The organism is Pseudomonas abyssi, from assembly GCF_002307495.1.
In the GTDB taxonomy this organism is placed as follows: domain Bacteria; phylum Pseudomonadota; class Gammaproteobacteria; order Pseudomonadales; family Pseudomonadaceae; genus Halopseudomonas; species Halopseudomonas abyssi.
The window spans coordinates 83925-99472 of record NZ_NTMR01000003.1; the positions used below are offsets into that span (position 1 = coordinate 83925).

The window sequence follows — 15548 nt, forward strand, 5'->3', positions numbered from 1 at the left end:
CCTGTGGAGATGAAACATGAGTGATGGACTGGACCTGAGCCTGGATGGCGTAGAGCGTCGCTCGCTGGCGTCCTTTACCGAGGAAGCCTACCTCAACTATTCCATGTACGTGATCATGGACCGTGCGTTGCCGCACATCGGCGACGGCCTCAAGCCGGTACAGCGGCGCATTGTCTATGCCATGAGCGAGCTTGGGCTGTCGGCCAGCTCGAAGCACAAGAAGTCGGCCCGCACCGTGGGTGACGTGCTGGGTAAATACCATCCGCATGGCGATTCGGCCTGTTACGAAGCCATGGTGCTGATGGCGCAGCCCTTCTCTTATCGCTATCCGCTGGTAGACGGACAGGGCAACTGGGGCGCGCCGGACGATCCCAAGTCCTTCGCCGCCATGCGTTACACCGAAGCCCGTCTGGCGCGCTACAGCGAGGTGTTGCTGGCGGAGCTGGGGCAGGGCACGGTGGACTGGCAGCCGAACTTTGACGGCACCATGGACGAGCCCATGGTGCTGCCGGCTCGTCTACCCAATCTGCTGCTCAATGGTACGACTGGCATCGCCGTGGGCATGGCCACCGATATTCCGCCGCATAACCTCAAGGAGGTAGCGGCGGCCTGTGTGCGTCTGCTGGATGACCCGGGCGCTGGCCTCGACGAGATTCTCGAGCATGTGCAGGGGCCGGATTTCCCCACCGAAGCGGAGATTATTACCCCCCGTCACGAGCTGCTGAAGATGTACGCCAGTGGGCGTGGTTCGGTGCGTTGCCGTGCAGTGTGGGATAAGGAAGATGGCGAGGTGGTCATCACTGCGCTGCCGCATCAGGTGTCCGGGGCCAAGGTGCTGGAGCAGATTGCCGCGCAGATGCAGAACAAGAAGCTGCCGATGGTCGCGGACCTGCGGGACGAGTCAGATCATGAAAACCCGACGCGCATTGTCATCGTGCCGCGTTCCAACCGGGTCGATCTGGACGATCTGATGCAGCACCTGTTTGCCACCACCGACCTGGAGCACAGCTACCGGGTCAACATGAACGTGATCGGCACCGACGGCAAGCCGGCGGTCAAGGATCTCTGGACCCTGCTCAGCGAGTGGCTGGGTTTCCGGGTGGCGACCGTGCGGCGCCGTCTGCAGTTCCGGCTGGACAAGGTGCTGGCTCGCCTGCACCTGTTGGATGGGTTGCTGGTTGCCTTCCTCAATCTGGATGAAGTGATTCACATCATTCGCACCGAGGACCACCCCAAGGCCGAGCTGATCGCCCGGTTTGATCTCAGCGAGCTGCAGGCCGACTACATTCTTGACACGCGTCTGCGTCAGCTCGCGCGCCTGGAAGAGATGAAGATTCGCGCCGAGCAGGATGCGCTGCGCGATGAACGTGACCACCTGCAGAGCGTGCTGGGTGACGAGCGCAAGCTGCGTAGCCTGGTGCGCGACGAACTGGTTGCCGATGCCGAGACCTACGGCGATGAGCGTCGCTCGCCGCTGGTGGAGCGCAAAGAGGCCAAGGCCCTGTCCGAAACCGATCTGGTGCCCTCTGAACCGGTGACCGTCGTGCTGTCGGAAAAGGGCTGGGTGCGTTGTGCCAAGGGGCATGATGTCGACGGCGCAGCGCTCAGCTACAAGGCGGGCGATGCCTACCTGGGGCAGGCCATCGGACGGTCCAATCAGCAGGCGGTGTTTATCGACAGCAGCGGGCGCAGCTATTCGCTGGCAGCCCACACGTTGCCGTCGGCACGAGGGCAGGGTGAGCCATTGACCGGTCGTTTCAGCCCGCCAGCCGGCACCAGCTTTGATGCCGTACTGATGCCCGAGGATGAGAGCCTGTATCTGTTGGCTTCGGATGCCGGCTACGGGTTCCTGGTCAAGGGCGAAGACATGCTGGCCAAGAACAAGAATGGCAAGGCGCTGCTGAATCTGCCCGAAGGTGGCCGCATCCTGACGCCGCAGCGCGTGCGATACCCGCAGAGCAGTCATCTGGCGGCGGTCTCCAACGAGGGACGTCTGCTGGTATTTCCGCTCAAGGACCTGCCGCAACTCTCCAAGGGCAAGGGCAACAAGATACTGTCGCTGCCCTCTGCTCGGGTTAAATCGCGCGAGGAGTTTGTTGCCGGATTGGCCGTGTTGCCGCCGGGGGCGCAGTTGGTGCTGACGGCTGGCAAGCGCACCCTGACGCTCAAGGCGGCGGATCTGGAGCATTACAGCGGTGAGCGGGGCCGCCGCGGCAACAAGCTGCCGCGGGGCTTCCAGAAAGTCGACGAGGTAGCTGTAGAGTTGCCGTCAGCCAGTGCGTCGGCCGAGGGCGTCTGATCGCTGCCTTGAGCAGCCAGCGCCGGCTAGGCCTGGCGCTGGTTGTACAGCGAGCTGAGCTGACGCTCGAGCAGCGACTGATACGGCTCAAGCAGGCGTTCGATGCAGAAGGTGCCCGGCTGGCTGGCCAGCCGGCGGGTTGAGGCGCATTGGCGCAGCGGTGTGCTGGCGGCCAGCTCGGCGTCTACCAGGAGCAGGTTGCGGCTGTGCTGCAGCTGCTCCAGTACCTGCTGACAGGCGGGGTGTTCACCCAGCGCCTTTTCATCCAGCCCGACCAGCCCGGCGGCATGGCCCAGCGCCAACTGCAGGTGCAGGGCAGTACCGGTGTCAGCAATCTCGATCTGCAGATCATGACCGAGTACTCTCAGCAGCTCGCCGCAGCACAGGCTGTGTTTCAACTCCGCACCGCCCGCCTCCGGATTATCCCGAAACAGCAGTACGCTGGTGCCGTCGAACAGCGTGTGCTGCTCACCGCCGTAGAGCTGGCAGGCTCGTTGTACTTGCTGGCGATAGCGTTCAAGCAGTGTCATCAGCCGCTCGCGCGGCAGGCGGCGCAGCGCCTCCTGATTGCCCAGGCGCACCGCCAGCAGCGCCTGGCGCGCTGGTTCAGGCGCCGGTTCACTTGCTGCTGCGCTGTCAGTCGGGGCGTCGTCCGTGGCTGCCCCATTGTCGGTTTCTGCGCTGCTCTCTTGTGCCTGCGGCTCGTCTGTCGGCGTGCTCTGGCTGTCGTCGTCCGGCTCTGACGCCAGAGCGGGTGTTGCGACGCTCTCGACCTCAAGGTTATCGGCCGCCTCAATATAGGCGGGTGTTATCAGCGGGACGTGATCGGGCTCCGGCTCGGTTACAGGCTCCGGTTCCGGCGCGGGTTCTGGCAGCAGCCCGCGATGAGCAAGCAAGGCGCGCGATAGTTCGCCCAGCTCATCACGGCGGCGATAACCGGGGGCCGGGTAGCTGGGGGTGCTGTCCCACTCGGCCAGGGCGGAGAGCTGGCGTGACAGTTCTCGTGCACGATGCCAGGCCAGCAGGCCCCCGACACCACCAATAAGCAGCAGCCCCCAGATCAGGCGTTCAAGCAGCTGCTGCGCAGGCTGGTTGAAGGGCGCCGCGCTGAGAGTCAGCTGTACCTGACCGGCGAGCTGGTCCTGCAAGTGGACGGCTGCGGGGTAGCGTCCCTGGCCTGGTGCACGCAGATGGCGCGGCGGCTCGCTGCCGGCTTCGGCCAGCAGGCGGTTGTTGGGGGAGTAGAGGCTGACATGGGCGATCATCGGGTTCTGGGCCCACTGCGCCAACAGCATATTCAGGCTGAGACGGTCCTCGGCGGCCAGTGGCTCGGCGGCCGAGGCGGAGATCTGCCTGGCCAGCGCGCTACCCGTGCGGTCCGCCTGCTGGGCAATGTCCTGATTCAACTGCACCTTGCCAAGCCACAGCAGCAGAACGAGCATCAGCAGCATGGGTGCCAGTACCATCAGCGGCAGGGCACCGGCCAGTGTCAGGGAGCGGCGGCGCAGGTTGGCGTAGCAGCGTAAAAAGAGATTGTCCGGGGTAGAAGTTGGGCGGCTCAAGGCAAGACTCGACTGGTGGCGGAGGCGGCACCCTGATGTAACCGGGCAGCGACGCGTTGGGCGAGTATAGCTATTCGCGAAAAGCGGAAAAAGGCTGATCTGTGAGCTGGTTGCCAAATGCGGGTAGAATAGCCGCCAGTTCCATCTGCCGGAGTGTGCGTCTTGAAGGAAATTGTCCTGATCAACATCACTGGCCCTGATCGTCCGGGCCTGACTGCTGCCATCACTGGCCTGCTGGCCAAGGCGCAGGTCCATATTCTGGATATCGGCCAGGCTGTTATTCACGACACCCTGTCCTTCGGGATTCTGGTGGAAATGCCGGCCGGGCAAGGCAGCTCTGATGTGCTCAAGGATGTGTTGTTTCGAGGCTATGAGCTGGACCAGCAAGTACGTTTCACTCCAGTCAGCGCCGAAGAGTACAGCCGCTGGGTAGAGGGGCAGGGCAAGGCGCGGCATATCGTAACGCTGCTGGCCCGTCGGGTTACCGCCGAGCACATTGCGCGGGTGAGCGAGATTACTGCTCGCTATGGCCTCAATATTGATCATATCGACCGTTTGTCGGGGCGCATCCCAGAAGGTCTGCCGGAAGATCAGGGCAAGGGCTGCATCGAGTTCTCGGTGCGCGGTGAGCCGGCGGATGCGGCAGCCCTGCGCGCCGAGTTCCTGGCTATCGCTCAGGAGCTGAGTGTGGATATCGCCTTTCAGCAAGACAGCCTGTTCCGCCGCAATCGCCGGCTGGTGGTGTTCGATATGGACTCCACGCTGATCGATGCCGAGGTGATCGATGAGCTGGCCAAGGCCGCGGGCGTGGGCGAGGCGGTGGCGGAGATCACTGAGCGGGCGATGCGTGGCGAGCTGGATTTTCGTGCCAGCTTCCGTGAGCGCATGGCGTTGCTCAAGGGCTTGCCGGTCTCCACGCTCGACAGCATTGCCGAATCACTGCGCCTGACCGAGGGCGCAGAAACCCTGATAGCCCAGCTAAGACGTCTGGGCTACAAGACGGCGATTCTGTCCGGGGGATTCAACTATTTTGCCGAGCGCCTGCAGCAGCGCCTGGGTATCGACTACGTCTATGCCAACGCCTTGCCGGTCGAGAATGGTCTGGTGACCGGTGAGGTTGAGGAGCCGATTGTAGACGGTCAGCGCAAGGCTGAGCTGCTGCGCCAACTGGCCCAGCAGGAGGGAATCAGCCTGGAGCAGACCATCGCCGTGGGCGACGGCGCCAACGATCTGCCGATGCTCTCCATTGCCGGGCTGGGTGTGGCGTTTCGTGCCAAGCCGCTGGTCAAACAGTCTGCCAAGCAGGCCATTTCGACTCTGGGGCTGGATGGCATTCTGTATCTGCTGGGCTTCCGCGACCGGGATGGCGCCTGAGCTGGATAGGAATGCGCTGATAAATCCCACGTGTCCTTGCGGGATGTATCAGCGCTTCCTTGCGAGTTACTCAGCGCTGAAGTCGTAGTTCATGGCGTCGCTGGGCGCCTGCAGGTAAGAGCCCTGGATGTAGTTGACGCCGGCCTGCCACAAGGTCGGCATCATGGTGGCGCTATCGACATAGGGCGCGATGGTCAGTTTGCCCTGGTTGTGCAGCGCGCTGATCATCTCCTTCAAAGTATCTACCGCCTTGGCAGTGGACAGGTCACGGGTAAAGGAGCCGTCGATCTGAATGTAGTCGGCCTGTACATGCTTGAGTGAGGCGTAGGGGTTCAAGGCGCCGCCGAAGTGGCTGATCGATACCCTGCAATGCATCTGGCGCAGCGCATCGGTGTGCACCTTGGCCTGCTTCAGGTAGGTGTTGATGTCGGCGTCGTTGAACTGGAAGATGATGGCGTCGGCCGGCAGGCGCGCTTCCTTGAGGATGGCGGCGATCCACTGAACCATATCGGGTGATTGCAGGCTGGCGGCGCTGAGGTTCAGCAGCAGATGGGTTTCGGCGCCCTTGCTGCGGTGGTTGCTCAACAGTTTCACCGCGCGGCTGATCAGCCAGCGGTCGATATCCAGGGCCAGTCCGGCTTCCATTGCTGCCGGCAGAAACTCGCTGGCGGGCACCTCTTCTCCCTTGCTGTTGAGTAGCCGCAGGAAGGTCTCGTAATTCTCGGCTTCGTCGCCGCGCAGGCTGATGATCGGCTGAAACAGCAGACGGAAGCCATTGGTCTCCAGCGTATGGCGGATCAGCGCAATCAGGTCGCCGCGGTTGGCCTGCATGGCCAGTTCTTCAAGTGGGTCAAACACCTTGATTGCGTTGCCGCCGTCGGTGCTCAGCTGGTCGGCGATGCGGTGCGCGCGGTCGATGGCTTCAGTCGGATTGGCGCTGGTTTCGCTGATGGCGGCCACGCCCATGCTCACGGTGATGCGTACGGTGCGCCCGTTCGACTCGAACAGGTGGCTTTCGAGCTTGCTGCGCAGCGCTTCCAGTTGCGCCATGGCCGCTGCGGGCTCCTGACCCTCGAGCAACATGCTGCAGGCGTCATCGGCGAAGCGCGCCATCAGCGTATCTTCGCTGAAATGGTTGCGCAGCAGCTGCGCCAGGTCAGTCAGCAACAGGTCTGCTGCGCCAATGCCGATATCGGCCTGGAGGCTGCTGAATCCATCGATGCTGAGGTATACCAGCGTACTGGCAACGCCCTGGCGTACGGCCTGATCCAGTACGGTGTCGAGTTGCTCCTGAAAGTAGGCGCGGTTGAACATGCCGGTCACCAGGTCGCGGCTGGCCATGACCTTGAGCTTTTCCTCGAACTCGGCGCTGGCGGTCTCGGCGCGAATGACTACCTGGGTGCAGGGCTCGCCGTCGTAACTGGCAGGCGAGAAGCTCAGGCGAACGGGGAAGCGCTTGCCGCTGCTGTCGACGGCCTTGCAGCGCAGGTCACTTTGGCCACCCTGATCATCATGGTGACGCAGAAAGTCCTTGAACGCGGCTTGATCTTCGGCATCGATCAGGCCGACCATGGGTTCGGCGGCCAGGTCGTCGGCATCTTCGTAACCAAAGAGTTCGCTGTAGGCGCGGTTGGCGTAAATGTGCATGCCGTCATGTACATAGGCGATGGCGTCGACCGAGCTGTCGAGCAGCAACTGACAGCGCTTTTCTGCCTCGCGCAGGTTCTGCTCGGCAATGCGCCGCTGCCGGCGGGCCTCCAGGTTGACCAGTTCGCGGTCTACAATCAGGGTCAGCAGTGCGTCGGCGTCTTGCGGCAGGGCGTCTGCCATGCCGCAGCGCAGCGCGCTGGTGCGCATGTCGATATCGATGCCGGGCTTGAGCAGGATCAGCGGCACATCCCGCGACTGACGCTTGATCAGTGCAGCGGCGTCTTCGGCGCTCATGAAGCTGGTTTTCGGCTGGGCCAGGCACAGATCCCAGTTTTGCTGCAGGCACTCCTGCAGGTCTTCGGTCGAGGTGATGCGATGGGCGCGGGTGGCGTGCCCTGCATTGCGAAGCAGGCTAACCAGACGCTCAGCGTTGTTTTGCGAGTCGTCGAGGATCAGCAGCCTGATGGCTTTTTTATCGTTGGCCATGGTCTTCCGGGGAGTGCAGGCTGCCTTGCTGCGCAGCCTGTTGCGGTATCAGAGCACTGAATCTACAGAGACTTCCAGAGTGAGTCAAAGTCATCCTCGACAGCGACTGTCAAAGATGCGCCTTCAGTCTCAGATTGAGGCTTCTCTTCCCGTGGCTGCTCGATCAGGTGGTATTCGAACTGGCTGAAACTGCCGGTTGCGGTAACCCGATTGTTGAGGTGAGCCCGTTCTGCCTTGCCGCCTTGCAGGATGCTGATCTTGCTGTTGACCTGGAAGGGCAGGCGCGGAGTGATGATGGTTGCCGGCCGATCGATGGCGGTAACCTCGGGCAGCAGCAGGGCGCGCAGGTACTGGCTTGGTTCGCCGGTCTTGCGAATCAGCTTGGCTGCGCAGGGGGTGCAGTGGGGGGCGATAAGCTCGATGCCCATCTGTGTGCCGCCGCCGCGTACCTGCCGAATCCAGCGTACCACCGCGAGGCTCCAGTCTTGCTCGTTGGCTTCTTGCACGCCCAGCAATTCGCCAGCCTGCAGCTGCTTGGGTACGTCCTTGGGCCAGGTCAGGCAGAAACCGCCGGGGCTATGGTTGACGATCGGCAGGCTGTGGATCGGGTAGGTTTCGTCGCTGTCGTCGTCACCGTCGGCCTGGCTGCCGTAATCGATCTGTTCAATGTTGCCGCCGCTCCATTCGACCGATTGGCCGCCGTCAAAGGCGCCTGTCCAGCCGCCTTGCTTGGCGCGTTGGGCGGTCTCGGAGAAGGGGTTGAGCTCTTCTTCGGTGGCGTCGATCATGCGCGCAAAGGCCTTGCCGGCAATGCGGAAGTGAGTGGCGCTCATGCCGATACTGACGCGCAGCTGGCCTTGACTGGGGATACGGTTGAACGTGCGCTCGGCGAGATCGCCCCAGGATTGGCTGACGTGCTGCAGCAGCTCGATGCCCAGGGTGCCCGGGATGTTCAGGTCGCCGGAATAGTCGTTGCCTTCGAGCATGAAATTCTTGATGTTGCTGACCAGCCCCCGGGTATCCAGGCCCAGGCTGTTGTCCAGGCTTTCGCCGCGAATCAGTGATTTGTAGCGCGGCGGGCAATCCATGTCCGGGTTGATGATGAACAACGCTTTGCTGTCATCCGGTTCAACCAGGCGGGCGTGTTTGCTCCAGTCTTCGAGGGTGGCGAACAGCCGGCCCATAGCGCTCTGGCGCATCTGGTTGGGACGCGCCGAGCCCATCAGCAGCGCCACCAGGTAGCACTGCTCAATGCTCAGCGGTTGCTTGTTGGCGCTTTCGGTGTCATTGACCGGGGTCTGGTGCAGCTTGCGCTTGCGAGCCATCTGATACAGCTGATGCAGCTCGAGCCAGATGCCGTCTGCGACCGGGCAATAGAGCTGGAAAGCGCGCAGCAGTGGACCGCACAGGCCACGAATGGAGCGCTGCAGGGCCAGTGTCATCAGGGTGCTGTGGTCGCGCGATTTGATGCTGCGCTCCTGCGCTACCACGATCTTGTAGCCATTGGCCAAGTGGTTTTGCAGGGATTGCGACAGGTTGGCAACCTTGCGAGGCTTGTCTTCCAGCACGATGGACTGGCCGAGATAGTACTTGGACAGCGCCGAACAGACGTAGTGAACTTCAGGGCGAATACGCTCGAGCATCGCCAGCCTGCGGTCTGGGGCGACCTCGTACTGGTTCAGCTCGATCAGTCCTTGATAGAGCTGGCGGGCTGTTTCACCGATGTTGGCCTTGGGGAGGTTGGCCAGCCACTGGGTGATGCCCTTCTCGGTGCCCTCGGCGAAGCTCAGGCTGCTGAGCGTTTGCTGAGGTATGCGCAAGTGCATTTTTTGCGTCGTGCTATCCATAACAGTCGTATCCAGTACATGCGTTTCCGGCCGGGCCGTGGCAGCAATGGTGTGCTGCTCATCCGTGGCACTTGAAGGGTTCTGTCTTCTGTGAAAACACTGTAGCAGCTTAGTCCTCAACTGGCTAAGTGCAGAAGCCGAGTCGCGACCTGCCATGCGCTACTGCCAAATCCTCTGATTATTTATAGGTCATGCACCAGGGTGACGCTGACCGGGACCTTGGCGGGTTCACCGGCGGTTTCGCGTACCAGCCTGGGTACCAGGTAGCCGGGCAAGCGCGTAAGCAAGCGTCCGACCAGCTCTTGCGCTTGATAGTCGGGCACCAGAAAGTGGCTGGCGCCGCGCACGCGGTCGAGCAAATGCAGATAATAGGGCAATACGCCACTGTCGCCTAGTGCTTCGCTCAGGGCTATCTGTGCCGACAGGGTGTCGTTGACGCCCCGCAACAGGACCGCCTGATTGAGCAGGGTGACGCCGGCCTGACGCAGACGGTTGGCGGCATCGCGCGTCAGCTCATCGAGTTCTGCGGCATGATTGCAATGCCAGACCATGGTCACTGGCAGGCGCGTGCCGCACAGCGCATCAATCAGCTCCGGGGTGATGCGTTGCGGAATCACGATCGGCAGTCGAGTGTGGATGCGTAGCCGGCGTACGTGGGGTATGGCGGCAATTTCGCGGGTCAGCCAGGCCAGGCGTCGATCGTTGGCGGCCAGGGGGTCGCCGCCGCTGTATATGACTTCGCTGATACTGTCGTCCTGACGGATGTAGTCCAGTGCCGCGTCCCATTCAGCGGTGCTGAGGCTGTTGTCCTGGTAGGGAAAGTGACGACGAAAGCAGTACCGACAGTTGACCGCGCAGCCGGCGCTGACCACCAGCAGCAGGCGACCATGGTACTTGTGGATGATGCCGGGACGGGCGTTGCTGTGCTGTTCGCCCAGCGGGTCGGCAACATAGCCTGGTTGCTCGTCCAGCTCGATGCCGAGCGGCAGCACCTGACGCAGTAGGGGGTCGTTGATATCGCCGGGCCGGATGCGCGAGAGGTAGGGTTCGGGGACGCGCAGGGCAAAGTCCTGCGCGGCAGCCAGCGTGCCCTCGAGCAGTTGCGGGTCCAGTTGCAGGCGGTGAAGCAGGGTGCGCGGGTCGGTGATGCTGGAGGCGAGCAGATTTTGCCAGCTGGCAGGCTCAACACGAACTGCAGAAGCATGTATCATTGGCGTTTTTCCGCGCATGGGTATCAGGGTGTCCGACTGAATGCCCCGCACGCTGTGTGGTGCGGCGCGCTTCGGATCATCCGTTTAATTGAAAGTGGGAACTTGTATGGCCAACTATTCTACCAACGAATTCAAACCGGGTCTTAAGGTGATGCTGGACGGTGATCCGTGCTCGATCCTCGAGAACGAATACGTCAAGCCCGGCAAGGGTCAGGCGTTTAACCGCGTCAAGGTCCGCAACCTGAAAACCGGTCGCGTCAACGAGCGCACCTTCAAGTCGGGCGACAGCCTGGAAGGCGCTGACGTAATGGATCGCGAAATGGAATACCTGTACACCGATGGTGAGTTCTGGCACTTCATGGCCACCGACGGCTCCTTCGAGCAGTACGGCGCGGATGAGAAGGCCGTTGGCGACTGCATGAACTGGATGAAAGAGCAGGTGGTGTACACCGTGACCCTGTTCAACGGCGCGCCGATCGCCGTGACGCCGCCGAACTTTGTGGAGCTGGAAGTGGTTGAGACCGACCCGGGTGTGCGTGGCGATACGTCTGGCGGCGGCAACAAGCCGGCCAAGCTGGTTACCGGTGCCGTGGTCAAGGTGCCGCTGTTTATCAACACTGGCGACGTGCTGAAGGTCGATACCCGCTCCAGCGAGTACGTTGGTCGCGCATAACGACGCAAGTCGTTGAAGAAACCGGGGCCTGGCCCCGGTTTTTTGTGTCTGTCAATCGAGGTAAGCAACATGAGCCGAGCGTGGCAACCCAGCGCAACCATCGACGCCTTGCGCCAGCGCGCGGGCATCGTTAACCAGATTCGTCAGTTCTTTGCCGAGCGCGGCGTGCTGGAGGTGGATACCCCAGCCCTGTCGCATGCCGCGGTCAGTGATCCGTTCCTGCACCCGTTTGCCACGGATTTTGTGCCCGAGGGCGGTGGCCAGGCGGCAACGCTGTATCTGCATACGTCACCGGAGTATCCGATGAAGCGCCTGCTGGCCGCCGGCAGTGGTCCGATCTGGCAGCTTTGCAAGGTGTTCCGTAATGGGGAGGTGGGGCGCAGGCACAACCCCGAATTCAGCATGCTGGAATGGTATCGCCCCGGCTTTGACCATCATCAACTGATGGATGAGGTCGACGCGCTGGTCTGTGCGGTGCTTGAAAGCGCGCCGGCGCGCCGGATCACCTATGCCGACGCCTTTGCCGAGCATACCGGGCTGGATGTGCACGCCTGCTCCGATATGGATCTGCAACGGCTGGCAGCGTCGCGCTGCGGCTTTGCTGGCCAGCTGAGCCGCGACGGTTATCTCAATCTGCTGTTTGCCGAGTGCGTTGAGCCGGCATTGCAGGCCCCCACCATGGTGTACGCCTTTCCGGCCTCGCAGGCGGCGCTGGCGCAGATTGTCGAGGGTGATGATCGGGTGCCGGCGGCGGCGCGCTTCGAGCTGTTTGTGCAGGGTATGGAGTTGGCAAACGGCTACTTTGAGCTGACCGACGCCGATGAGCAGCTGCGCCGATTTGAGGCTGACCAGCAGCAGCGCGAGGCGTTGGGCGTGACTGCGCTGCCAATCGATTTGCCGCTGGTGGCGGCGCTGCACGCCGGTTTGCCGTCGTGCGCCGGGGTGGCGCTGGGGGTTGATCGTCTGGTGATGCTGGCGCTGGGCGCCAGCACTATCGCTGAGGTGATTGCCTTTGATGCCGGGCGGGCCTGATCAGGCGCCGCCGAGCGTACCCATTTTCTGACCCATGCTGACCGTGTCGCCTGCTTTCAGGGTGTCGCTCCAGCGCGCTGCGTCCGGTCCGAAGAGTACGATGGCGGTGGAGCCCAGCTTGAAACGGCCCATTTCTGCGCCCTTGTCCAATTGGGGCGCGGCTTCGCCGTAACGGGTGCTGCGCAGCTGGCGGCTGGGCGGTGCTACCAGGCCGGCCCAGACGGTCTCGACTGAAGCGACGATCATGGCGCCAACCAGCACCAGCGCCATGGGGCCGGCTTCGGTGTCAAACAGGCAGACCACGCGCTCGTTGCGCGCGAACAGCTCGGGCACGTTTTCGGCCGTCAGCTGGTTGACCGAGAACAGCTTGCCCGGCACGTAGATCATGTCTTTCAGCGTGCCGCCAAGCGGCATATGCACCCGGTGATAGTCGCGTGGCGACAGGTACACGGTGGCAAACTCGCCGCCCTGAAAGACTTGAGCCTGCTGGGCATCGCCGCCCAGCAATTCCTGCACGCTGAAGCTGTGGCCCTTGGCCTGGAAAATGCGGCCGTGCTCGATCCTGCCGAGCTGGCTGATGGCGCCGTCAGCGGGGCAGAGAATGGCGCCGGGGCTATCGTCCAGCGGCCTGGCGTCGGGCTTCAGAGCGCGGGTGAAAAACTCGTTGAAGCTGGGGTAGGCCGTGGGGTTTTCTTCCAGCGCCTGGCTCATATCCACGTCGTAGCGTTTGACGAACCAGCTGATAAAGGGGTTCTTGACCCAGTTCCAGCGACAGTTGGCCAGCCAGCCCGCTGCGCGGGACAGCAGGTGGTGCGGCAACAGATACTGAAACAGGATAAACAGACGGTCTGACATGCGCTTTCCTCAGGATTCAACAGGGGTGTCGGGGTGGTTGCCCCACTCGGACCACGAGCCGGCGTAGGCCTTGACGCGCGGGTAGCCGAGAATTTTGGCCGCCAGGTAGGTAAAGCCCGAACGGTGATGGGTTTGGCAGTGGGTCACCACTTCCTTGTCTGGCACGATGCCCAGTTGTTGCAGCTGCTCGGCCAGATCGCTGCGCAGACGCAGACCGCGTGACGGGTCCATACCTGCGGTCCACTCGAAGTTGATGGCGCCAGGAATGTGTCCGCCCTTGCTGGCGACGACCTTCTCGCCGCGATATTCCTGCGGCGAGCGCGCGTCCCAGATGACCCGGTCGGGGTTGTTCAGATCGGCCAGCAAGTCAGTCAGCATGATGGTGTGGCCGCGCTCGATCTCAAGTTGCGGCGCGCTGGGTTCGGCCTGATTGGGCGTTGTCTCCAGGGCCAGGCCGTCAGCGATCCAGGCTTTGAGACCGCCGTTGATGTAGCTGTAGTGGTGATGGCCGATGCAGTCGAGCATCCAGATAAAGCGCCCGGCCCAACCGCCGCCCTCGTCGTCGTAGACAATGTAATGCAGATCATCGTGATGCCCTAGCTCGGCAAACATCGCCTGCAGCTCGGCCATGCCCGGGAGTGGGCCCGGGCGCGGGGCGGGAGAGGCGGTGCGCGAAGGGGCCAGGTGAACGGCACCTGGAATGTGGCCGGCCAGGTATTGCTCGCTGCTGCACAGGTCAACCAGGCGAGTCGTGCGGGCGTCAATCGGCAGCGTCAGATCGCGTGGTTCGATCAGTAGCGGCAAAGTGGCTTGAGCCATGGGATGGGTCTCCTGGAGTTCCGGGCCGGAAAAGGGTGAATGCTAGAGCTTGTGGGGGCGTCACCACAAGCGCTGGAGTGTGACGATGGTCAGGCGCGCTGTTTGAACTGTACCAAGGCCTTGTGCAGACACTGGGCGGTTTTCACCAATGCCTGCTGGCGCTGGTGGCTCAGCGCGCGACCCTGTTCGCCGGCGACAAAGATCAATGCCAGCACCTGCTGGTTGTGCATTACCGGTGCCAGGTGAAAAGCGGTGGTGTAGGGGTGCTGCTGCAGCGGTGTTGGCAGTTGATTGAACTGCAGGTGGCTGGCGCTGACGCTGTGGCAGGCTGCTGAGCTTAGCCAGCGGAGCCAGACGCTGTTCTTGCTCGGGCCGACCCGGCTGCCGGAGCTGAACAGGTCCGGTTCGAAGCCGGCGTTGCTGCGCACCACCAGTTGGGCGCTCGCGCCGTGGGCCAGAGCGATCCAGCTGCGCTCGGCGCCCAGTCCGTCCTGTAGCGCCTGTTGGGCACAGTCGAGCAGGGCTCCGAGGTTCTCAAATGGTGACGGTGTGGCACTGAGTTGCAGGCAGAGGGCGCGCCAATGGGCGGGTCTCGCTCTGGTCTGTTCTGGCTGTTCGACAACATTGCCCTGCAGCGGCAGGGTGGCCGACAGTTGCTCGATGGCCGCTGGTTGCTCGGTCCACGGCAGAGTGGCGGCCGGCAGGAGCAGGTCCTGGGTGACCGCCTGGTACTGGGTTCGAGCATTCTCCACGGCATTTTCATGGCTCAGGCGTTGCGCTTCCGGGACGTCGCAATTCAGGTACAGCGCGGCCAGTTGCTGCCAGCGCAGGGTATGGCTGGTGTACCAGTTGCTGTGCGCGCCGAGCGCCAGGCCGCTGGCGATCAGTACGCCATTGGCCGGCTGCGTCAGCCAGCGATACAGGTCACGGTCGGCGTCAAGGCGGGCCAGCTGTTCCTGCGGATGGGTGCTGTCACGGGCTACGTGCAGCGCCTTGACCATGGTGCGCCGGTGGTCGTTCAGGGAGCGGTAACCTTGCAGTATCCACGGCGGTAGCCACCAGTCCTGGGCGACCAGCTGTACCAACTGAAAGCCGGCAGTGGTGGTGGCGGCTATCCGGGTGCGGGTCACACCTTCAGGCAGCGCACCGCGATTGAGGCGGTCCCACTGCTCAAACAGATGAGGCTTGAGGTAGGTCAGCGCCCACAGCGGGGAGAGGAACAGCAAGGTGGCCAGCGACATCTCCTGCCATAGGCGGGCAATGCGGTTGGCAAACAGCCCTTGCGCTTGGCCGACGGCATGCTCGCTGATGCTGAGCAGTTGGCGGTACGGGCGCGGCAGTTGGTCGTGCTCAACCACTGGCAGCTCTCGCAACAGGTTGATCAGGCGTTGGGTGCCAAGTAATGAGCAGGCTTGCTCCAGTGTCAGTACGTCGACATCGCGCTTGCGCGCCGCCTCGCCGGCTTGGCGACAGATGTGCAGGGCTGCCACCGGGACGCGCATGATCTGGTGCGTCAGCTCGGTAATGCTCAGCAGGTCGCTGCCAAGCTGTTCCAGCAGGTGGTCGCGTTGGCAGCGGGTGATGGGCAGCACGCAGGCATTCAGCTTCTGGCGCAGCTCGCCGATAACCTCTGTGTAAGCGTTGATGTCGGGGTGTGTGCTCATGCGCTTTGCGGCTTTATAATAGGTATTTGCACGACTATAACCTGAAAGGCAGCTATTTTGCTGCCCTGCGCTGTTT

Annotated in this window: 11 protein-coding genes; 4 read left to right on the forward strand and 7 right to left on the reverse strand. The window is 62.6% G+C overall.

What is annotated here, in order from left to right; all coding sequences use genetic code 11:
- Positions 1-16 precede the first annotated feature (16 nt).
- Positions 17-2299, forward strand: a complete 2283-nt coding sequence (gene parC, locus CNQ84_RS02840) for a DNA topoisomerase IV subunit A (RefSeq protein WP_096003417.1) — start codon at positions 17-19, stop codon at positions 2297-2299.
- A 26-nt stretch (positions 2300-2325) separates the two neighbouring features.
- Here the strand turns inward: parC and CNQ84_RS02845 are convergent, their stop codons facing one another.
- Positions 2326-3861 carry a histidine kinase gene (locus tag CNQ84_RS02845; protein ID WP_096003418.1) on the reverse strand — a complete coding sequence of 512 codons (1536 nt, stop codon included), beginning with the start codon at positions 3859-3861 and terminating at the stop codon, positions 2326-2328.
- A gap of 162 nt (positions 3862-4023) precedes the next feature.
- Between CNQ84_RS02845 and serB the strand changes: the two genes are divergently transcribed.
- Positions 4024-5235, forward strand: coding sequence for a phosphoserine phosphatase SerB (gene serB, locus CNQ84_RS02850; RefSeq protein WP_096003419.1), 1212 nt, complete (start codon positions 4024-4026; stop codon positions 5233-5235).
- Positions 5236-5301: 66 nt separating this feature from the next.
- Here serB and CNQ84_RS02855 read toward each other — a convergent pair whose 3' ends face one another.
- The 3 genes from CNQ84_RS02855 to epmB all read right to left on the reverse strand — a co-directional run bounded on the left by CNQ84_RS02855 (position 5302) and on the right by epmB (position 10429).
- The gene (locus tag CNQ84_RS02855) at positions 5302-7371 is read right to left on the reverse strand and encodes an EAL domain-containing response regulator (protein ID WP_096003420.1); all 2070 of its coding nucleotides are present in this window, start codon (positions 7369-7371) and stop codon (positions 5302-5304) included.
- Between the two features lie 62 nt (positions 7372-7433).
- Positions 7434-9218: a molecular chaperone gene (locus tag CNQ84_RS02860; protein ID WP_096003421.1), complete on the reverse strand. Its 1785-nt coding sequence runs from the start codon at positions 9216-9218 to the stop codon at positions 7434-7436.
- A 182-nt stretch (positions 9219-9400) separates the two neighbouring features.
- Positions 9401-10429, reverse strand: coding sequence for an EF-P beta-lysylation protein EpmB (gene epmB, locus CNQ84_RS02865; protein ID WP_096003422.1), 1029 nt, complete (start codon positions 10427-10429; stop codon positions 9401-9403).
- 106 nt (positions 10430-10535) lie between these two features.
- Here epmB and efp point away from each other — a divergent pair, with 106 nt between their 5' ends.
- Both efp and epmA read left to right on the forward strand, forming a co-directional pair.
- Positions 10536-11102: an elongation factor P gene (efp, locus tag CNQ84_RS02870; RefSeq protein WP_083725482.1), complete on the forward strand. Its 567-nt coding sequence runs from the start codon at positions 10536-10538 to the stop codon at positions 11100-11102.
- A 69-nt stretch (positions 11103-11171) separates the two neighbouring features.
- Positions 11172-12134 carry an elongation factor P--(R)-beta-lysine ligase gene (gene epmA, locus CNQ84_RS02875; RefSeq protein WP_096003423.1) on the forward strand — a complete coding sequence of 321 codons (963 nt, stop codon included), beginning with the start codon at positions 11172-11174 and terminating at the stop codon, positions 12132-12134.
- On the opposite strand, the gene asd is transcribed toward epmA, so the two are convergent.
- The 3 genes from asd to CNQ84_RS02890 all read right to left on the reverse strand — a co-directional run bounded on the left by asd (position 12135) and on the right by CNQ84_RS02890 (position 15472).
- Positions 12135-12989 (reverse strand): archaetidylserine decarboxylase, encoded by an 855-nt coding sequence (gene asd / locus CNQ84_RS02880; protein ID WP_096003424.1) that lies wholly within the window; start codon positions 12987-12989, stop codon positions 12135-12137.
- Between the two features lie 9 nt (positions 12990-12998).
- Complete coding sequence (locus CNQ84_RS02885; RefSeq protein WP_096003425.1) at positions 12999-13808, reverse strand: rhodanese-like domain-containing protein; 810 nt, start codon at positions 13806-13808, stop codon at positions 12999-13001.
- Between the two features lie 89 nt (positions 13809-13897).
- Positions 13898-15472, reverse strand: a complete 1575-nt coding sequence (locus CNQ84_RS02890; protein ID WP_096003426.1) for a hypothetical protein — start codon at positions 15470-15472, stop codon at positions 13898-13900.
- Positions 15473-15548 lie beyond the last annotated feature (76 nt).

What these genes read in the sequence shown, in the direction of transcription:
- parC (WP_096003417.1), top strand. Translation starts at nt 17, where the DNA reads ATGAGTGATGGACTGGACCTGAGCCTGGATGGCGTAGAGCGTCGCTCG.
- CNQ84_RS02855 (WP_096003420.1), bottom strand. Translation starts at nt 7,371, where the DNA reads ATGGCCAACGATAAAAAAGCCATCAGGCTGCTGATCCTCGACGACTCG.
- CNQ84_RS02860 (WP_096003421.1), bottom strand. Translation starts at nt 9,218, where the DNA reads ATGGATAGCACGACGCAAAAAATGCACTTGCGCATACCTCAGCAAACG.
- epmB (WP_096003422.1), bottom strand. Translation starts at nt 10,429, where the DNA reads ATGATACATGCTTCTGCAGTTCGTGTTGAGCCTGCCAGCTGGCAAAAT.
- efp (WP_083725482.1), top strand. Translation starts at nt 10,536, where the DNA reads ATGGCCAACTATTCTACCAACGAATTCAAACCGGGTCTTAAGGTGATG.
- epmA (WP_096003423.1), top strand. Translation starts at nt 11,172, where the DNA reads ATGAGCCGAGCGTGGCAACCCAGCGCAACCATCGACGCCTTGCGCCAG.
- asd (WP_096003424.1), bottom strand. Translation starts at nt 12,989, where the DNA reads ATGTCAGACCGTCTGTTTATCCTGTTTCAGTATCTGTTGCCGCACCAC.
- CNQ84_RS02885 (WP_096003425.1), bottom strand. Translation starts at nt 13,808, where the DNA reads ATGGCTCAAGCCACTTTGCCGCTACTGATCGAACCACGCGATCTGACG.
- CNQ84_RS02890 (WP_096003426.1), bottom strand. Translation starts at nt 15,472, where the DNA reads ATGAGCACACACCCCGACATCAACGCTTACACAGAGGTTATCGGCGAG.